11 protein-coding genes are annotated in these 19740 nt (G+C 42.7%); all 11 read right to left on the reverse strand.

The window, feature by feature from the left end; translation table 11 throughout:
* Positions 1 to 16: 16 nt before the first annotated feature.
* The gene (locus RG47T_RS06385) at positions 17 to 3013 is read right to left on the reverse strand and encodes a glycosyl hydrolase 115 family protein (protein WP_074488650.1); all 2997 of its coding nucleotides are present in this window, start codon (positions 3011 to 3013) and stop codon (positions 17 to 19) included.
* A 42-nt stretch (positions 3014 to 3055) separates the two neighbouring features.
* Positions 3056 to 4630: a glycoside hydrolase family 43 protein gene (locus RG47T_RS06390; protein WP_074488651.1), complete on the reverse strand. Its 1575-nt coding sequence runs from the start codon at positions 4628 to 4630 to the stop codon at positions 3056 to 3058.
* Positions 4631 to 4654: 24 nt separating this feature from the next.
* Positions 4655 to 5788, reverse strand: coding sequence for an alpha/beta hydrolase-fold protein (locus RG47T_RS06395; RefSeq protein ID WP_083627314.1), 1134 nt, complete (start codon positions 5786 to 5788; stop codon positions 4655 to 4657).
* Positions 5789 to 5809: 21 nt separating this feature from the next.
* Positions 5810 to 6670, reverse strand: a complete 861-nt coding sequence (locus RG47T_RS06400; protein ID WP_245770788.1) for an alpha/beta hydrolase — start codon at positions 6668 to 6670, stop codon at positions 5810 to 5812.
* 83 nt (positions 6671 to 6753) lie between these two features.
* Positions 6754 to 8715: a family 43 glycosylhydrolase gene (locus RG47T_RS06405; protein WP_074488653.1), complete on the reverse strand. Its 1962-nt coding sequence runs from the start codon at positions 8713 to 8715 to the stop codon at positions 6754 to 6756.
* 49 nt (positions 8716 to 8764) lie between these two features.
* Positions 8765 to 11200, reverse strand: a complete 2436-nt coding sequence (locus RG47T_RS06410; protein ID WP_074488654.1) for a glycoside hydrolase family 95 protein — start codon at positions 11198 to 11200, stop codon at positions 8765 to 8767.
* A 68-nt stretch (positions 11201 to 11268) separates the two neighbouring features.
* On the reverse strand, positions 11269 to 12168 hold the full coding sequence (locus tag RG47T_RS06415) for an alpha/beta hydrolase (RefSeq protein ID WP_245770787.1): 900 nt from the start codon (positions 12166 to 12168) through the stop codon (positions 11269 to 11271).
* A gap of 265 nt (positions 12169 to 12433) precedes the next feature.
* On the reverse strand, positions 12434 to 16504 hold the full coding sequence (locus tag RG47T_RS06420) for a hybrid sensor histidine kinase/response regulator transcription factor (RefSeq protein ID WP_074488656.1): 4071 nt from the start codon (positions 16502 to 16504) through the stop codon (positions 12434 to 12436).
* A gap of 223 nt (positions 16505 to 16727) precedes the next feature.
* On the reverse strand, positions 16728 to 18068 hold the full coding sequence (locus RG47T_RS06425; protein ID WP_074493185.1) for a family 43 glycosylhydrolase: 1341 nt from the start codon (positions 18066 to 18068) through the stop codon (positions 16728 to 16730).
* Positions 18069 to 18133: 65 nt separating this feature from the next.
* Complete coding sequence (locus tag RG47T_RS06430; RefSeq protein WP_074488657.1) at positions 18134 to 19312, reverse strand: alpha/beta hydrolase-fold protein; 1179 nt, start codon at positions 19310 to 19312, stop codon at positions 18134 to 18136.
* A 275-nt stretch (positions 19313 to 19587) separates the two neighbouring features.
* A partial coding sequence (locus RG47T_RS27045; protein ID WP_354525454.1) for a hypothetical protein occupies positions 19588 to 19740 on the reverse strand: 153 nt, incomplete at its 5' end.

The raw sequence follows: 19740 nt of genomic DNA on the forward strand, positions 1-19740 counted from the left end.
AAGTGCATTTATTGTTTTATTTATTCTCCGGGATTTTGAGCCCACCAGGGGTTACATTTGCCTTGTGCTTAATAGGTGTTGCGCCAAAGTAACTTGGATATTTATCGTTAGGATTAACTATAATGTTCTCTAACACCACCTCGGGGTCTATCATGAATATTTTTAGCTTATGCATGCCGGGTGTTTTTACTTCCAAATTAACATCAAGCCACCTTAAATTATCAAAAACCTCATCTCTGCGCGGTTTTCTGCGTGATACCAGCGCATAATTATTGCCTAAAGGCGGCAACGGCTTTAAACCTGGAGACATAGCCAGACTGGCTGAGGTATATTCCTTAAACTCATCATGAAACCCTTTGCGGGCATCTAATATTTGCGGGGCTTGCCCATCTATAGCAACTGCTATTCTCAAACCCCTGGTCGGATTTACATCCTGGGTGGGTAAAACACCTAAACATACTTTAGCGCTACCCGTGTTGGGTAAAAAGATTTGATATTCAAGCCTTGGTGCCTTTTCGGGCGTTGTACTTGGCGCCGTTACGGGGTAGATACCCATGCATGCTTCTGCGCGGCCCAAATCAGGCAGGACAATCCATTTGGCGTACTTTCCCGGAATATTTGCAACGAATTGTTCAGCAGGTATAGAAAACTCGCCAGCATAACCACCATAATACGGCAGTTTAGCAACCGGAGCAGCTTTCTTTAACGTATTTACTAATAAGGGAATTTTTGTATCACCTTGTGTAATTTCAATGTTGCCCTCAACATTTCCTGCAGGCGCGGCTTGCCAGTCTATATCTACATATATTCTTTGCTCTTTTTCCACGCTTCCGTTAAGCATGCTTAGTTTAATCCAGGGTTTGTTGGTTTTTGCAGTAAACTCAACAGCACCTGTTCCACGATTGAACACATCGATGTAATGCCGCTTTTTATCCAGCGCATTAAACTGCGGTAATTCGGCTTTTTTTTCGGCACCCGGCCAGGCATCGGTGCTTCCCTCTACAGCTACACCAAGCGTGGGTTGAGCCAGCGGAGTAACATCTACAAGAGGGGGCAGGCTGTTTTCGCGTGGCATAGACCATTGTTTATAACCGAGGTGAACATCCGACATCATGTTTTTCCATTTTCCACCGGCAATGGAGTCGTTATAACGGTTGCTTAATTGTTTATCGATTTCAAATAAATCGCGAGCTTGTTGGGCGTAATCATTGGCGCTTACGCGCCCTTGTTGCGCATAAAGATTATTACGGCCGGCATCTAAATAAATCTGTGCTACTCCGGCTGATGCTTTGGCAGGGTACAGCACCAATTCATAATAAGCATCTTTTGCATCGGCGGGAATTTTCTTTTCAAGTGCTTCCGCTTTAGCTGCCAGGTCGTTCCACAGTTTAAATTCCCGGTCTGCCTCATTGTAGTTTACAAAGCTAAATATCTGCGGGTCTTGTACTTCTGGCTTACGCCAAAGATTATACTTGGTGTATTTTGAAATGATGTCGGCTATTTCTTTTGCATGTTCTTTACCAAATATTTTCCCGGCCCAATTCACCGTATAATCCCAGGTTTTGTCGGCCGGAATTGCATCTGGGTTCCATGCATAATGCATGATAAAATCTATAGGCAATTCTTTGGGTTTCAGGTCACCCACATTGATAATCCATTCTGTGTTTATCCCCGTTTGATAAGCCAGATTGAGTTGTTCGTGTAACTTGGGGATCGTTGTGCTGTTTATCCATCTATCATTCCACGGCCCGCCATTCATATCAATGTGGTAATATAGCCCTAAACCTCCTTTGCGTTTTTTTTCCTTATCGGGCCCGGTGCGCCTGATATAGCCCCAGTTGTTATCGCAAAATAATAATGTAACATCATCCGGGACGGTTAAACCTGCATCATAATAGCGTTGTACTTCGGTAAATATGGCCCAGGCTTGCGGTATTTTTTCAGTTTTTTTACCATATACTTTCTGTATAATGTCCTGTTGGTCGGCAATTACTTTGCGCAGGGTTTTTATATTGGCTTCGTCATCGCCTTTTCCCATGGCTACATCCCCGTCGCCGCGCATCCCAACGGTAATTAGATTATCAAAATTTTTATTTCTCTCCAAACCATTGTACCAGAATTTTTTGAGGTTCTCTGCATTCGTTGTATAGTCCCAGGGCCCAATTTCATTTTTGCGGTTGGTGTATTCTTTTTGGGATCTCATCATAGGCTCGTGGTGAGAGGTACCCATCACAATACCATATTCATCGGCAAGTACGGGGCTCATGGGGTCATCTTCGTTGAAAGCGTTACCCCACATAGCCGGCCATAAAAAGTTAGCTTTTAAACGTAGCAGCAGCTCAAACATGTGCACGTACATTTTAGAGTTAATGCCACCGAATTTTGCACGTGCCCAGCCAGACATTGAAGGGCTTTCGTCATTGATGAATATACCGCGGTATTTTACTTTTGGCGAGCTCTGGACATATCTTCCCGCCTTTACATAAAGCGCGGTGCTTTTTTTTACCGGTGCATCTGCCCACCAATACCATGGTGATACACCAATCTTTTCTGAAACATCATAAATCCCAAAAATTGTTCCCCGCTTATCGCTGCCTGCGATAACCAGTTGCCCATCCACCGTTTGGATCAGGTAAGATTCCCATTTATCTTTTATTGCCGAAATGTCGATTTTTTTTTCAGCGATTAACCGGTCAATAATGTGGCTCTTGCCTATGGTACCTACTAAAATTGCCTCCCCGGCAAAGTTTTTATCTTTAAATACCGGTGAGGATGTTCCGGTTACTTTACGCACGTCGTCGCTAAGATCGTCAGCAGCTCTCAGTACACCTTTCCAATCATCAGGGTCTACATATATCGGCGCTGCTTTTCCGGCGGCAGCAATCCTGAACGATTTTGCCACTGCTTGATGCAGCATATAACTAGGCCACGGCGCGTCTTCGTTTACAGGTAGGGTTTGGGCTTTCACTATCCCACCGGTAATTAATAAGATTAAAAGAAAACCTTTTATCATTTCTTTTTAAATAAATTGTTTAGGCGCATCTTCTTAAGAAAATTATTTTGTTCCCGTAATAGCATCCGTTATATGGAAAAAGTCAAAATCAGCCCAACCACCCGGTGTTTTAGTGGCGTAGTTAAATATGGCAAACCGGTAACCCATAAAATGGGGCAGGGTGTAGGTCATTTTCAATTGGGTACCTACAGGCACCCATGTTGTGCCATCCAGGCTGTAACAGAAATTAGCCAGGTCTTTTTTATCGGTGAAATTACATTCGGCTTTAAAGTATACCGTTTTTTGATTAAGCGGGATACTTTTCGCTTCTACAGGCTTACCCGTACTGGCATTAAACATTACTATAGATTTATTTGTGCCGTTTATTTTTACGCCTACCTGCCCGTAATTTTTTTGCAGCAGGCCTAAACCTGCAAAATCACCGTCTTTCATATTTGACACATCCAGTGATATCGAACCTGAACAAACCGGGCCGATGGTACGTTGCGTTAATGAATTTCTCGCCATCAAAAAGTCTGTATCCACGCTGGCGGTAATAAGGCGTAAATACCCTTTTCGTGCTGTTACAGACCATGAGCTATTGTCAGGATTGTGGTTCCATTGCCATACCAGCGATAATGCAGGTTCACCGGTTTTGCGGGTAAATTCATCTGATGCCACAATGCCAGGTATTAATCCTTTGCTTGCAGGCAGATCAAGTGTTTCGGGAACTTTACCGTTATTGCCCAAAACGGGCCATCCGTCTTCCCATTTTACAGGCACCAGGTAAGGCACGCGGCCCACGGCACCAAAATCGCGGAATAAATATGAATACCAGGTTCCGTTCGGCATATCAATTAGCCCGCCTTGCGCCACTCCCAAATCCTGGAGGCCAATTTTCCCTTCATAGGGCCCGGTAATTTTATCTGCCCGGTGTATAACCACTGTGCGTACACCGCCCCGTGGCCAGGTGATGTTGAAAAGATAGTACTTGCCGTTTATCTTAAATAACTGAGAACCTTCGGCACCAAGGCCGGTACCACCGGAAGGCAAGCCCGCGTTTTCAATGATGGTTTGATCTACCCCGCCAGGCTTGATACCAAAAACGTCTGCCTTCAATTCAACTAACCTTAACTTGCCACTGCCGGTAATCATATACACTTTTCCGTCATCATCAAAAAACAAGGAGTGGTCATGCAGGGCCGGTTTAAAAGAAACGGTTTTCCAAGGGCCCTTCTCTATGTCTTTTGTAGTGTAGATATAGGTGCTTCCGGTAGTTTGGGCAAAAGTGCTGACGTAATATGTGCCATTATGATAACGCAGACTACTTGCCCATGAACCTCTACCGTAAGTACTTTTACCGTTAGTTAAATTAAGGGCATCCGTGTTTGCTAAAGTGTCGTAAGCATAATTTACCAAACGCCAGTTAACCAAATCTTTCGATTTCATGATCGGTACACCCGGGCTCATGTGCATGGTTGTGCTGCTCATGTAATAAGTGTTGCCCACACGAATTATAGACATATCTGGTACATCGGCATATATAATAGGGTTGTGTGCACCTTGCGCGCATACCGCTGATAGATTTGTAATAATTGCGGTAACAGTTAAAATGATGCACACTAACAACTTTTTCATAGGATAACTTTGACAGATATGGGATTATTTAAATAATAATGGGGCGAAATGATAAAGGTCATTTCTCCAAACCGGCCAGGTGTGCCCGCCCGGATAGTCATAATAGGTATGTTTTATTTTTAGCTCATCCAATTTAGTCAGCATTGTTTGGCAGTTCTTGTAGGCAATGTCTTCTTTACCGCCAACAGAAATCCATAATGCCTTCAATTTGTTATTTATCCTGGAATTGTTTTTCTTCAGAAAATCATATTGCGCATCTGCCAGCGTACTTTGTGACGGCATTATCCAGCCAGAACTAAATACACCCAGGTAAGAAAAAAGGTCGGTATTATAGATACCTGTGTACAACGTGTTTATGCCGCCCATAGATAAACCCGCCATTGCACGGTTTTTGGAAGTAGTTTGAACCCTGTAATTTTTTTCAATAAAGGGAATGATACATTGTTTCATTTCGTTCTCAAATGCTTTTAACCCATCTTCTCCAAACCCCGAACCGCCCATATTAGCATCGGGCATCACCACCAACATCGGTTTTGCTTTTTTTTCTGCGATAAGGTTATCCAATATCATATCTGTTTTCCCTTGCATGGCCCAACCACGCTCATCTTCGCCGCCGCCGTGTAAAATGTAAAGCACCGGGTATTTTTCGGTGCTATTGATATCATATCCGGGAGGTGCGTAAACCAGAAGCCTGCGCCATGATTTTGTGACTGTTGAATAATAGGTTTTGATCCGGATATCGCCATGCGGCACGTTTTTTAGTGCATAATAATCTCCGCCGCTAAAAGGAATTTCTATTCCGCTGGCCATCCGTCCCATGCCATAGAAGCTTTCACTCGCCGGGTCGGCCACCGCTATCCCATCAATGAGCAGGGAATAATAATGAAATCCCTCGCTTATAGAATCTGTGGTTACCGTCCAATATCCGTCGGCATCTTTAACCAAATCATATTTTTTGCCCAAATCAATTTGCACGTTTTTACCATCGGCCGCTTTGATGCGGAAAATCACCTGATGATTAGGCAAAATTTGCGGATATTTTGCAGACCGTATATTGGTTGACGGATTAATAACCTGTTTGTTATCTTGTGCATTGCCGGAAACGTGAAGCAATAATGCTACAAATACCAGATATAGCGTTTGTTTAACTATTTTCATTGATCAAATTTTTATCATTAGTTAAATTATTTTAGTTTTTTTCATCCAGCTGAATAGGGGCACCATCCAGTTTGCCGGATTTTCCCTTAAAACAAAGCCGTGGCCACCTTTTGGATATAAATGCAGTTCGGCAGGCACATTGCTGTGCCGTAGTTTTTCATAAAATAAAATACTGTTGTCAACGTCAACCAATTGATCATCTCCTGCATGTGTAATATATGTTGGCGGTGAATCGAGCCCAGCCTGCAATTCGTTTGAGAAAAGATCAATTGTTTCTTTAGAAGGTTTTTCCCCTAACAGGTTTGTTCTCGAATCTTTATGGGTTATGCCATCTTCCATACTGATAACCGGATAAACCACTATTAAAAATGCAGGGCGTAGATTAGTATGCTGTTGATTGTCGATGTATGCTTTCTTAAAATGAGTTGCCACCGTAGCAGCTAAGTGCCCTCCGGCAGAAAACCCCATTATACCAACCCTTGCGGTATCAATACCCCACTTCGACGCATTTTCGCGTAAAACTTTTATGGCTTGCTGCGCATCTTGCAACGGGCCTATTTTTTTGTCGATCATCGTAGAATCGTCAGGAAGGCGGTATTTAAGTACAAAGGCCGCTATGCCATTTTTCATAAGCTCTTTTGCGGTTCGAACGCCTTCGGCTTCATAGGTTAAAACCTTATAGCTTCCACCGGGGCATACAATTACAGCAGCACCTGTAGCTTTGTCTTTTTCGGGAATATACATTTCAAGTTCGGGCGTTAGCACGCGGTTAACCATACCCGGAGATGGATTGGCAATGGGCAGCAAATTACCATGCCTTGAATTGGGAATTGAGCCTGGATACAGGGTTATAATGGCCTGTGCATTGGTAGTTAATGGCACTATAACACTTAATATAAGCGCAATGAATAATAGGCAGCAATTAAACTTAAAGTTTTTTAGATAAATCATTATATAACTCAATATCAGTGTGTAAAACGGATACTTTTTACAAAGGTTGATTGCATTGAACCTGCAGGGAACTTAATAAACAAGTCGTGATGACCTGATATTTCCTTTAAATCAGCGGTAAATGTTTTCCAGTTGCTGCCAGCTGTTTTTGAAACTGGGATTGTAGCTATTTTACGGCCGCCTTTTAAATCATCCAGCCATATTTCTATCTTACTATCTTTTGCCGCGAGTGCGAGAATTTCAACTTTGGACGCCTTTTTTTCGATGCCCAGGTCAACACCTGATATCATAAACCAGCCGCCATTTAAGGATGTATTAGTAACTGCTTGTTCTCCTCTGTTTTTTGTTTTGGCGATGCCGTAATAATTGCTGTAGCCCTGTGCAGGCATTGCTGTAAAGCCATCTTTGCATACAAAAAAATCGAAATCGGCAGGCTTGCCTTCGGCAAATAAACCAATGCTTGTGCCAACCCACGAGTTGTAGTTAGGTTGCACTTTATCCAAAGCTACCGAGTTTATCGATGCGCCCAAAGAAATCCACTGCTCTCCGTCGGCGCTGCAATAAGCAGTAAGGCTATGTTCTATACGTTGTAATTTTAGCCAAACAACATTGCCAAATGTGTTGGGGATTTCGCGCACGGCTGTGTCCATTTTAAAAACTATCTTTTTGCCGTTATTATAACCACTGTATAATTGAACAAAAACTTGCTGATTGCCATTAGTAAGGTATAGACCTGCTTTGTGTGCCGAGTCTGCTGCATTAAGGTCAACTTTGGTTACCGCAGCATAATAATGGTCGGTTTCTTTTTGTAAAATATGCGTCCGCTCATTGGTAGGTATAAGCCTTAGCCAACCTTTACGGGCGATAAGTGAATAATTGGCAGGGGCCTTTCGATTCAAAAAGTGCCACCATAGGCCAAGTGAATCGGTGTTAAAACTGTCAGAATTTACACTACGCCAAGAGATACCCGAGCGTGGAAGGCCCGGTGTTTTTATTGGTGTGCTTACCGGGGCCATTCCCCAGGGGCGGTTTCCCTCCCAGCTAACCGGATAAAGTGATGTTTGGCGGCCTGTGCCCGACCAATCGTCCCGGCCGGCAATTTCATAACTTTGCCCTATGGTCCACCAACTGCCATCGGCTAGTTGCACTGGTGCGGCAATATGATTTGGGCGCCTGAAACGCGCATCTGGATCAGTAATTGGTTTAAAGAAGTTGCCCAAACGTACCCACTTGGTTGAATCGCCGGTGAGTGCCGATGAGCTCAAAACATATTGCCCGCCGGAAACATCTCCCGCCGGGAAATAGTAATAGTAACCGTTGCGCTTACACATTACGGGTCCCTCTGCCCAGCTATATTGCAGTTTAGCATTTATCCAGTCAAGGTTAATAACCGTATCCGTCAATTGGCCGTCTTTGCCCAATGCTTGTAACCTATTAACTTTTTGGCCATTTTTGATAACCATGTAAGGCTTGCCATCGTCATCCACAAATATGGAATTGTCATAACCCAATGGCCCTGTTTGCGGGTTGGTTTGCAATTGCACAGGCTTTGTCCAAGGGCCCTTTGGCGATGGCGCTTTAGAGAACCATTGCCCATTGGCCGAGAAATATATCCAATAAGAACCATAAAAATAAGTGATGGCGCCTTGCCATATCCCTGCCGAAGGCCGGTCTGTTATGAAGCCTGCATTGCCGGGAAATACCACCCGGCTGATGATTTCCCAATGCACCAGGTCTTTAGAATGATAAATAGGCAGGTAGGGATTAAAATGAAAGCTGGAGCCGCAATGATAAAAATCGTCACCAACCTTTAAAAGAGTTGGGTCTGGATGATCTCCCGGCAAAATTGGATTGACATAAGTACTAACCTGGTTATAATATGCTGAAGAATCTTTTCTGGACTGACCGGTAACCGGAAAGGTATAAAGAGACAGCAATGCGGCAGATGTAAAAAAAATGTAGTAAAGGTTTCTCATATTTATAGTTAACCCGGCATATTATGCTGCCGGGCTTTTTACGTTTAGTTTAAATAATTCTATATGATTTGCCCGGCATGGTTTTAAAATCATAAAGCCAGGTTTTTGGCAATTGTATATTTAGTTTGCTGCTATCACCGTTTACAACCGGTTTTTTAACATCCATTGTAAAATAGAAATGATTGGCGTTTTGCCCCTTAGATAGGGTTAACCGTTTGTTGTTTACTTGTTGGTTTAAACGAAGGCGGCAATTACCGCCCAGTTTAGCGTAGATAACCAGCTTAGTAAGCTTGTTATTTTTCCACTCCATATCCACATTAAAGCCACCCCGTGCCACCAGTCCTTTTACACTGCCACTTGCCCAGGCATTGGGCAGTGCTGCGAGCGGGTAAATTGCGCCATCATGGCTTTGGAGTAACATTTCGGCAATACCAGATGTACAGCCAAAATTTCCGTCGATCTGGAAAGGGGGATGCGCATCAAATAAATTTGGATAGGTACCCCCAGATCCCCGTTTTACAGGCGCTATCTGATCTGTGATGAGTTTATAGGCGTGATTACCATCAAGCAAATGCGCCCATAAATTAATTTTCCACGCCATAGACCAGCCGGTTGACACGTCACCCCGGTAAACCAATGCGTTTTTTGCTGCCGCGAATAACTCGGGATTGCGGTAAGGCGAGATCTGGTTGCCCGGGAATAATCCATACAAATGCGAAACATGGCGGTGATTGTCGGTTGGTGAATCTAAATCATCCAGCCATTCCTGCAATTGGCTGTATTTACCTATCTGCATGGGGGGCAGGCGGTCTCTATAATTGAGTGCGCTGTCGGCAAATGCTTTGTCAATGTTCAACTCTTTGGCCGCCCTTGCAACTTCGGTAAATAAGCCAAACACCAACTGGTTATCCATAGTAGTTCCGGCCGATACCGATACCTGTGTTTTGCCGGTTATGTATTCATGTTCCGGAGATACCGACGGCGATACGACCAGCCATTGGTGTTCGGGTTCTGTTTGCAGCACATCAAAAAAATATTGCGCAGCGCCTTTCATAATAGGATAATACTTTTTAAGGAATTGTTTATCGCCTGTAAACAGATAATGTTCCCACAAGTGCTGGCAAAGCCAGGCATTTGATGTTGGCCACAGGCCCCAAAATGCACCATCTACAACCCCGGTTATACGCCATATATCAGTATTGTGGTGCAGCATCCATCCACGGGCGCCGTACATTACCCTTGCCTCTTGTTGGCCCGTTACAGCCACATCGCTGATGAGGTTAAAAAGCGGTGAACCCATCTCGGTTAATTGTGTTGTTTCACTTGGCCAGTAATTCATTTCCGTATTTATGTTTACGGTGTATTTACTATCCCATACGCCTTTTAGGTCGCCATTCCAGATACCCTGCAAATTGGCCGCTTGCGAACCCGGTTGAGAGCTGGAGATGAGCAGGTAGCGGCCAAACTGAAAATACAGTTCGGCTAACTGCGGATCGTCTCCATTGGCAAAATTTGCAATGCGGGAGTCAGTGGTTTTCTTTGCCGCATCAGTTGTACCAAGATCCAATTTTACCCGGTCGAAATATTTGTGATAGAAAGCGATATGGCTTTTTAATAAACTTGTAAAGCTTTTGGTAAAGGCCGAGTTAAGCGCATCTTCTGCTTTTGTGTAAGGATTAGCGGTAAGCGTGTGGTAGTTCACAAAATTAGTGGCGATAGCCAGATAAATGACGGCTGTATCGGCATTGCTTATAGCAATGCCGGATGTATCGACTTTGAATGAGCCTCGTGAAATTTTTAACCGGCTGATAATGTCGAATTTTACCTTCCCTTTTTGCCCTTCATGATCGCTTGTTTGCGCCGATAGCACCAAACCATTATGCTCCGTTTTTATATCTGTTTTAAGCGGGCTTTGTAACTTTATATTGCAGGTGATCATACCGGGCCTATTTGCTGTAAGCCTTACCATCAGTACGTTATTGGTAAATGATGTAAAGTATTCACGCTTATAATTAACGCCATTGAGCGCGTATTTAACAGACGTGGTAGCATCCCCGATATTTAGTTCGCGCAAATAATCAGACACGTTCTCATGCCCTGGAAAATTGATGTATAAGTTGCCGGCAATTTGGTAGGGCATACCGCTATTGCCTTTTGGGCCTAAGTATTTATTGGCCAATAACTGCGCCTCCAGTGGTTTTTTCTGGGCCAGTAATTGCCTTACCTGGCCTACATATGGCCTGGCTGCCGAGTCGATTGTATTATTAGGGCCGCCTGCCCAAACAGTGCCTTCATTTAATTGCAGCCTTTCTTGGGATGGGGTACCGAATACCATTGCCGCTATATGGCCATTCCCTATGGGTAGTGCCTCGTTCCAGCTAGTTGCCGGCTTATCATACCGAAGTGTATTTCTGTTTTGGGCAACAGCAAGTTTTTCGTTAATCAAACAGATGATAACCAGTACAATAAGGCAGGTGTATCTCATAAATATCTTTGTAGTCGTGTTACTAATTATGCTGTTTTAATCAACTTGGTTATAACTCGTTTTTTGCCTTATTTAAATAGCAACTGGCTGAATAAATAAAGGTCATTTTTCCAAACCGGCCATTCATGTTTTCCAGAATCAACATGCCAGATATGCGGCACATTGTTATCCTTCAAATAAGTGTGAACACCTTTACTTATGTTAAATAAATTGTCTTGATCGCCGCATGAAACCCAAAGTAATTTTAGCTGCCTGGCTTTAGCAGGATCGGGCATTAGTTTAGCGGGGGCAAAGGTGTTAGGTGCAGAAGAAAAACCGCCTATCCAGGCAAAAGTGTCTATGTTAGCTAATCCAAAATCTAAAGACTGCCCTCCACCCATTGAAAGACCGGCAAGGGCACGGTTTAAACGATTTTTCTTAACAGGATAATGCGATTCAATGAAGGGGATGATACTACCCAGCAAATCTTTATCAAACAAGCCAAACGCCGGTGCCGAACCATAGCCACCGCTTGCACGGTCATCAGCCTGCGCCCGGCCGTTAGGCAATACCACGATCATCGGTGTAAGTTTATTTTGGGCATACAGGTTATCAAGAATTGCATTGGGCGCCCCAAATGAATACCACTCTTTCTCATCGCCACCTATGCCATGTAAAAGATATAATACCGGGTAGTTTTTGCTTGCCGAATAACCCGGGGGGGTATAAACCAGCATCCGGCGTTGTTTACCCACACTATTTGAATAATAATTAACGCTGTCAATTTTTCCATGAGGGATATCATTGCTGGCGACATCAAAACCAGCAGGAGCAGGGGCAAATGCTGCTTTGTCGTCTGGGCCTAAGGTAATTGGCTGCGCCGGCATCCCTTGCGAAAATGCACTACCAAATGTAAATACAGACAAAAGAAGCACACATAGCAGTTTGCCGTGTAGCTTTGGTGAATAATTAGTTAATCGGTTTATCATAATTGGTTGTATTAGTACACTTTTTTTGGCCGTTCTAATTAAGCACAGGCATTACTATAGCTCATTCACAATCGATCGCATAAGCAATTGCAGCTAAGGGTAATGAATATTAGAAATGAAAGCCAATTGGTTATCGGAGTACTATAATTTAGTATAATACTAAAGGCTAAGGTCTGCTAATGGTTTATGAACCTATGCGAATTTTTGTTAAAAAAATGCAACAAATGTTTAAAAGCCACATCTGTAATGAGACATTGAAATAAAATTAAACAGCCGCATCGTTACGATGCGCTTCTTTTGCTTTACTCTTTTTAATATTCAAAAAATCAGAAGGGGATAGATTATATTTTTCTTTAAATACTTTTGAAAAATAACCAGGTGTGGCAAAACCGGTCATGAAAGCTACCTCGCGAATAGTGTATTGTGAGTTTTCGAGTAGTAAAGCTGCCTTTTGCAGTTTTATCGTTCGTACATAATCTATCGGCGGCTGGCCAGTGAGTTCAAACATTTTGTTGTACAGTGAACTGCGACTCATGCGCAAATGTTTGCTAAGCTCTTCAATAGAAAACGTTGGGTCGTTCAGTCTTTCCTCAATGAACGTTGAAATATCATTTAATAGTTTTTCATCGTTTGATTGAACTTCATTTTCAGTTACAATCATCTGTATTTGTTTAGAAAACGTAACTTTTAGCCGTTGGTTAAGGTTTATCAGGTTCTTAACCCTGGTGTTTAATATCTCAAAACTAAAAGGTTTGGTGAGGTAGTCATTTGCTTCTGTTTGCAAACCTTTTATTTGGTCTTCTTCCCTGCCCAAAGCTGTCAGTAATATAACGGGTATAAAACTTGTACGTTTGTCGGTTTTAATTTTTCTGCATAGCTCTATTCCATCCATCACTGGCATATTCACGTCGCTTATCACTAGGTCTGGGTGGCCGGATAGTACTTTTTGCCAGCCATCTTTTCCATTTGAGGCTTCTGCAACCTTATAATTTGTTTCCAGGTTTTCTTTTAAATAGTTCTTAAAATCCTCATTATCCTCCACCAACAAGATGCTGTATTTTTTATTATCAGATACTTTTACAACATTTCCCGATTTACTGCTTTTCTCAGTTTGAGGGCTTAATTGTGCTGCCACCATATGTTCGGCGCTATTAATTATTGGCAGTAAAACAGTAAAAGATGTGCCGACACCCGGCTTGCTTACAACGGTAACATCGCCACCATGAAGTTCGGTAAACTCTTTAACGATTGATAACCCTATGCCGCTTCCCTGGTTCAGTATTATATCCGGAGTATCATGCTGGAAAAACTTTTCAAAAATTTTGAGTTGATCTCTTTTCGGTATACCCACACCAGAATCACATACGATAATTTGGAGGCTTTTTACCTCTGCCTGGCAAACAAGTGATAAGGTTATACTTACCAAACCGCCCGAATTTGTAAATTTAAACGCGTTTGAAAGCAGGTTGAAAATTATACGCTCAACTTTATCAGCGTCGAAACGTGCCTCCATACTTTCGACCTTTGTTTTAAATTCAAAGGTTATTTTTTTGCGTTCTGAAATATCCTGAAAGGAACCAGCCGCATCCCTGATAAAAGCGACTAAATCACCATCTGACAGATTGAGCCTTAGTTCTTGCTCCTCCATTTTTCTAAAATCAAGTAATTGGTTAACGAGGTTAAGCAAACGGCGCGCATTGCGTTTGATAACTGAAACCTCCCTGAGTATGTTTTCTTCAATTGGTAGTGACATCAGCTTTTCAACAGGCGCCATAATTAAAGAAATAGGTGTGCGAAACTCGTGGCTAAGGTTGGTTAAGAAATTGATTTTCATTACATCAAGTTCATGGAGTCGTTTTGTTTCACGTTTTTCTACCTCAATCGCAAGTTTTCTTTTAATGTTCTTGATGCTTCTGTAACGAATATAGAAAAGGGTAGTGGCAGCAGTTAATATATAGATAATATATGCATAAACTGTACGCCACCACGGTGGCAATACAGTAATTGACACCGCTGTGGGCGCTGTGCTCCATACTCCCTTGCTATTGCTTGCTCTTACCAAAAATGTATAAGTGCCCGGGTCTAGATTAGTAAAATATGCGGTAGACGTACGGCCAACGTAATTCCACCTGGTATCAAAACCTTTAAGCATGTATGAGTACTGGTATTGCCGGGCATCAGTATAATTTAAAGCTGTGTAACTAATGGAAAAATTTTGATGATAGGCCAGATTGATTTTTTTTGCTATACTGATCTGCTGCTTAATGGGCGAATTTTCGCCTGCTGTGATTAGGTTATTATCGACTTTTAGGCCTGTTAAAACTACTTTAGAAATTTCGTTATTCTCGGGAAGTTGTTGCGGGACGAAATAATTAAACCCATCTTGACCGCCGAAAAACAACATTCCGTTTGCCGTTTCTAACCCTGCCCCGCGGATAAAGGGGCTATCTTGCACTCCGTTTTGTTTGCCATAAATATTCGTTTTCCTTGTACGTAAATCAAGGCTAACAATCCCCCTGCTGGTACTTAGCCAAAAAAGCCCGTTTTTGTTCTGTAAGATTTTGTAAACAATATCATTAATAAGCCCCTCGTCTTCCAAATATGGCTTAAACCGGGCATGCTTGGCATCAAACTCGTCAATACCGCCTCCATTAGTTGCCACCCAGGTTTTGCCCGCTTCGTCTTGCAAAACAGATAAGATTAGGTTATTAGGTAGCGCATTAGCAGTTTTGTTATAAAGTGTAATGCTTGCTGTATTGATATTAAAAACAATAATTCCACCACCCCAGGTACCAACCCATACTTCATCGTTATTAATTGGAGTTATAGTTCGTATAAAATTATTAATTGTTTTATTGTGCAGGCTGCCGGTATTAAAAAGCTGGCTGTAATTATAAAATTGCCCGGTTTTAGGGTCGTAAATATCTGTTCCGCCGCCGTTTGTGCCAATCCACATACGGCCCATTTGGTCTTCTTCTATACAATAAACATCGTTTTGTGAAATGTGCTTCCCCACACTTTCCTTCATAATGTGCTCGCACTTGCCGGTAGATTGGTCAAGTATATAAAGCCCATGTTGTAACGTACCTATCCATAGCTTCCCTGTTTTAGCGTACTTTAAGGATAGTACGGAGATATGGTTTTCCGAAGTTTCGTGCTGCGCATCAATGCGGATAGTTTTGAAAAGGCTTGTAGTTTTGTCAAAAACCTGCAGGCCGTTATCCGTGCCTGTGAAAATGGCTCCTTTTGGATGCTCTGCAAAAGTATTAACATTGGGCCCCGCCAGGCCTTGTGGGTCGAAGGGGTTATTTAACTTAACATTTAACAAAGCCAGGTTGCGGTCAAATTTATTTATACCACCATTGCTTGTACCTATCCAATAAACACTGCTTTTATCAATATATATGCTGCTTATGGCTTTTGCCGAAAGGCTGTAGTTGTTCCTCAACTGGGGTAAATAACGTTCGCTCTTCAAATTCCGGGTATTGAAAATAACCAGTCCGCTATCAGTACCCAACCATAAATAGCCATTATCCGGCGCTATTACAAGCACCCGGGTGTTTGGGAAATTGGTAAATCCCTTTTCGTCAGGCTGTAACACACTAAGCCCGCTATGCGTTCCAAACCACATCCTGCCCGAATTATCTTCGGCTATGGCTTTTATTATACCGGGCCCTATGGTTTTCTTATCCTGTTCATTATGTACATACTGCTTAACCTCGCCGCTTTTGAGGTTAAAGCAAAATAAACCCAAATTAGTACCCATCCACATCCTTTGTTTGCTATCTTCAAGAAAACCGAATGCAACTGTTGGCGCTTTAGAATTAACAAAGGTTGGGTTAGTTGTAGTATTGGTTTTTAGATCGATAATGTGTATGCCGCTAAAGCCAGATACCCATAGCCTGCCCAGGTAGTCTCCACTAATGGCTAAAATTGGTTCTGTTTGTAGCTTTTTCCATACTGCGCCCGCTCTGTATTGGTGAAATGTATCATGCGTACGGTCATAATAAACTAATGCACCGCCGCCTGTCCCTATCCAAAGCCGCCCGGTTTTATCTTCATAAAGAGAGAGTATTTCATTTATGGGCAAGCTGTTTATGTCTCCATCGCGGTGCCGGTATACGGTAAAATTGGTGCCGTCAAAGCGGTTCAAACCGTCTGCGGTGGCAAACCAAACCCAGCCATAACTATCTTTAAGTACCGCATTTACAACATTAGAAGAAAGGCCATTTTTAGTTGTTAGTGAAGTGAAATTAAGCGCTTGCTGCCCATAACCCTGCAAAAAGGATGGCGCCAGCAACGCAAATAATAACGAATTAAAAATTGCTTTTCTCAATATGCCGTAACAGTAAATAGATGTTTTTCCTCGTTAAGTTTTGGTAAGTATATTGCTGGCCTTAGCCTAAATACAAGACTGAAGTTAATGGTTATTAAAGGGTAGAACAAATAATACGGTTCAAAAATTAAAAATTTATTCTATAGTACTAAAGGACTTAAATATTCATTTATGTACGTCCAATATTATAATTCCGGGCCAAATGGTACCCAAAATCCATTATTTAGTCAAACCTTACCCAGTCAATACTTGCCGGGCTTACACCTTTTAGCACAACAAACAGATCATGTGTGCCTGAAGGGATTTTCAGCAGGTTTGATTTGGTCATTTTCCAGTCGCCACTTTTTGCTGTTTTGATTGTACCGATGAGTGTGCCGTTCAATTTGTCGAGCCGTACCTCTATCACAGTACCTTGTTCTGAGGTAGCCATAACATTAACCGTTTTTGCTTTTTTAGCACCAAAATCAACCGCGTTATAACGCACCCACGCGCCTTTCTCGGTAAGGTTGGTTTTCCAGCCTTTCATGCGTTGTGCGGTGTCAATAAAATCAATGGTTACACCTTCTTTGCTAATGTCGCTGTAGCGGTCTATCTGTATCTCCTTATTGGCACGGGTAACGCCCACGCCACGTAGGGTTGGGATAACTTCCCGAATGGTACCGTCAGTATTAAAAAACAAACTATCGGCCCTGATGGAGCGGTTCTTATCAAAATTTGGTGAAAGGTCATTACGGTGATAGAATAGGTACCACTGTCCTTTAAATTCGATCAGGGACTGGTGGTTTGTCCAGCAATTAGGCGATTCCTTCATAATTACCCCTCCAAACTTAAACGGCCCCATCGGGTTACTGGCCATTGCATATTCCAGTCGCTCTGTTTTGTTTTCCACGTGCGGATATGTCAGGTAATAAATTCCTTTGCGCTCAAACAAATACGGGCCTTCTTTCAGGCCTTTTTCGGGAAGGTCGCCCAGTATTTTTGGCTCCGAAGCCAACTCCATCATATTTTCCTTCAATTTGGCAGCGTAGATATTTCCCTGCGCATAGTAAATGTATGCCTGCCCATCCTTATCAATAAAAACGTTAGGGTCTATGCCCAATGCGCCTTTTATAGGTTCGGGTTGGGGAACAAACGGGCCCTGTGGTTTATCGGCTATGGCCACGCCTATGCCAAACCCACGCCCAATATTTGGCTTTACAATAGCCGGAAAATAAAAGTAATATTTTCCGTTACGGGCGATACAATCTGGTGCCCACATGGCATAGGCGCTTGAATCAGCCCAGTTTACTTTATTTTGGCTTACAATTACGCCATGATCTGTCCAGTCTGTTAAATTGGGGGAGGAAAAAACGTGATAGTCTGCCATGTTAAACCAGCCTGCGCGGCCGTGCCCCTTGGTAGCCATAATATCATGCGAGGGGTATACATATACTTTATCGCCAAAAACGCGAGCAGATGGATCGGCAGTAAACTGGCTCATAATGAGTGGGTTTTGGGCATAGGTATGAGTTGCCATTGCTGCCATAAAGCCAATAAGTAATAAATATTTACTTAATTTTTTCATATTGTAAATAAGGATAAATAAAAACATAAAGATGGAGGTGAGTAACCACCTCCATCTTGTAAATATTATTTAAATAGCAAAGGCGCAAGTTCATTTAAGCTGCGACGCCAGGTTAAAAATTCATGTGCTGTATTCTCTGACACAAAAGAAACCGCGTTATAGCCGGCATCTTTTAATGCAACCGCAGCACTATTTACACCAGTAGGATTTTCTTTGCTGCCACAACTCATAAACACAAGTTTAGGTTTTACTTTACCAAGTTCGGTAGGGGTATAGGTGCCACCGCTTAACAAAGCATAGTAATCAAACATACCAGGTTTAGCCAACGTAATGGCGTGTGTTTCCATACCGCCCATAGAAAGGCCTGCCATTGCACGGTGTGCTTTATCGCTATAGGTGCGGAAATGAGCATCAACATAAGGAATAAGCTCTTCTGTTAAAACGGTTTCGAAGCCGTTATCCAGCATACCTTTCGGGAAGCCGCCAAAACCACCGGCAGGGCGAGCACCACCACCTGGGGTAGCAAGAGCAACCGGACGAGGACCCGGTTTGAAATTATTGGTCATGCCGTAGGTCATTACAATTATAAACGGTTTTGTTTTGCCTTCTGCTATCAGGTTGTCCATGATCAGGTTGGCATGGCCCTGAACGCTCCATGCGGTTTCATCTTCGCCCCAGCCATGCTGCAGGTATAATACCGGGTAGCGTGTAGTGCCTTTTTCATACCCCGGCGGCGTATAAACCAGCGCCCTGCGGCCGGGTGTATTTGTACTTTTAGATGGGAAAAGTATTTGTTGCACGTTACCGTGGGGCACATCTTTGAGGGCATAAAAGTCCTGGTCATGAGCAGGTATTTCAATGCCGCTTTCCCAACGTGTAGAGCCATAATAATTTCCTGTACCAGGGTCATTAAACACGCCTCCGTCAACAGTTAAGTGATAATAGTGAAAGCCTTCATCCATGGGGCCTTCTGTAGTTCCCGTAAAATATCCGTCGTCTCCTTTAACGAGCTTAGTGCCGCCTCTGCCACCCAGCCCAAGACTAACTCTTACGCTATCGGCTTTTGGAGCCTTTATCTTAAACCGTGCATAGCCCTGTGAGTTTACTTGAGGATACTCCTGCGTGGGCTGGTTAAGGGTGGATGGTTTAAAGTCTTCTTTTACGGCCATATCGCTTGTTTGGGCATGGCTAAGGCTACTGGTAAATGCGGTTGCCAGTACAACAGTTAAACATTTTAAATTCATTTCTCGATAATTTAAGTTTATAGTGGTAGGTTTTGTTGGTATTAGAATAGCAAGCACGCAGAAACAGATAACCAGAAATAGTTAATTAAAAGTTGGATAGGTTCAGATAATCATTTAAGGTTATTGGCAATACAAGCGTGTACTAAATTGAGTTAATGGCTTATGAAACAGTGCTAATTTTTGTTAAAAACCTTCAAGAAATGTTTAATTATAACTAAAAAGCTGCCCGGGTTATCCGGGCAGCTTGGGTTTGATAGGTTAGATTAATGAATTATTTAATAGCCAATATTTTGAGGGTATTTTGGGCCCGAAAGCACATTATTAATTAAACCTTGAGGGATAGGCCAGCGAGCATGATAAGCCTGTACATTTAAACCGCCATTTGGATTGTACATTTGATTTCTACGTACCAGTTGCTGAGTACGTAC

The organism is Mucilaginibacter polytrichastri, assembly GCF_001911425.1.
Lineage (GTDB): Bacteria > Bacteroidota > Bacteroidia > Sphingobacteriales > Sphingobacteriaceae > Mucilaginibacter > Mucilaginibacter polytrichastri.

What these genes read in the sequence shown, in the direction of transcription:
- RG47T_RS06425 (WP_074493185.1), bottom strand. Translation starts at nt 18,068, where the DNA reads ATGAAAAAATTAAGTAAATATTTATTACTTATTGGCTTTATGGCAGCA.
- RG47T_RS06405 (WP_074488653.1), bottom strand. Translation starts at nt 8,715, where the DNA reads ATGAGAAACCTTTACTACATTTTTTTTACATCTGCCGCATTGCTGTCT.
- RG47T_RS06415 (WP_245770787.1), bottom strand. Translation starts at nt 12,168, where the DNA reads ATGATAAACCGATTAACTAATTATTCACCAAAGCTACACGGCAAACTG.
- RG47T_RS06430 (WP_074488657.1), bottom strand. Translation starts at nt 19,312, where the DNA reads ATGAATTTAAAATGTTTAACTGTTGTACTGGCAACCGCATTTACCAGT.
- RG47T_RS06390 (WP_074488651.1), bottom strand. Translation starts at nt 4,630, where the DNA reads ATGAAAAAGTTGTTAGTGTGCATCATTTTAACTGTTACCGCAATTATT.
- RG47T_RS06395 (WP_083627314.1), bottom strand. Translation starts at nt 5,788, where the DNA reads ATGAAAATAGTTAAACAAACGCTATATCTGGTATTTGTAGCATTATTG.
- RG47T_RS06410 (WP_074488654.1), bottom strand. Translation starts at nt 11,200, where the DNA reads ATGAGATACACCTGCCTTATTGTACTGGTTATCATCTGTTTGATTAAC.
- RG47T_RS06385 (WP_074488650.1), bottom strand. Translation starts at nt 3,013, where the DNA reads ATGATAAAAGGTTTTCTTTTAATCTTATTAATTACCGGTGGGATAGTG.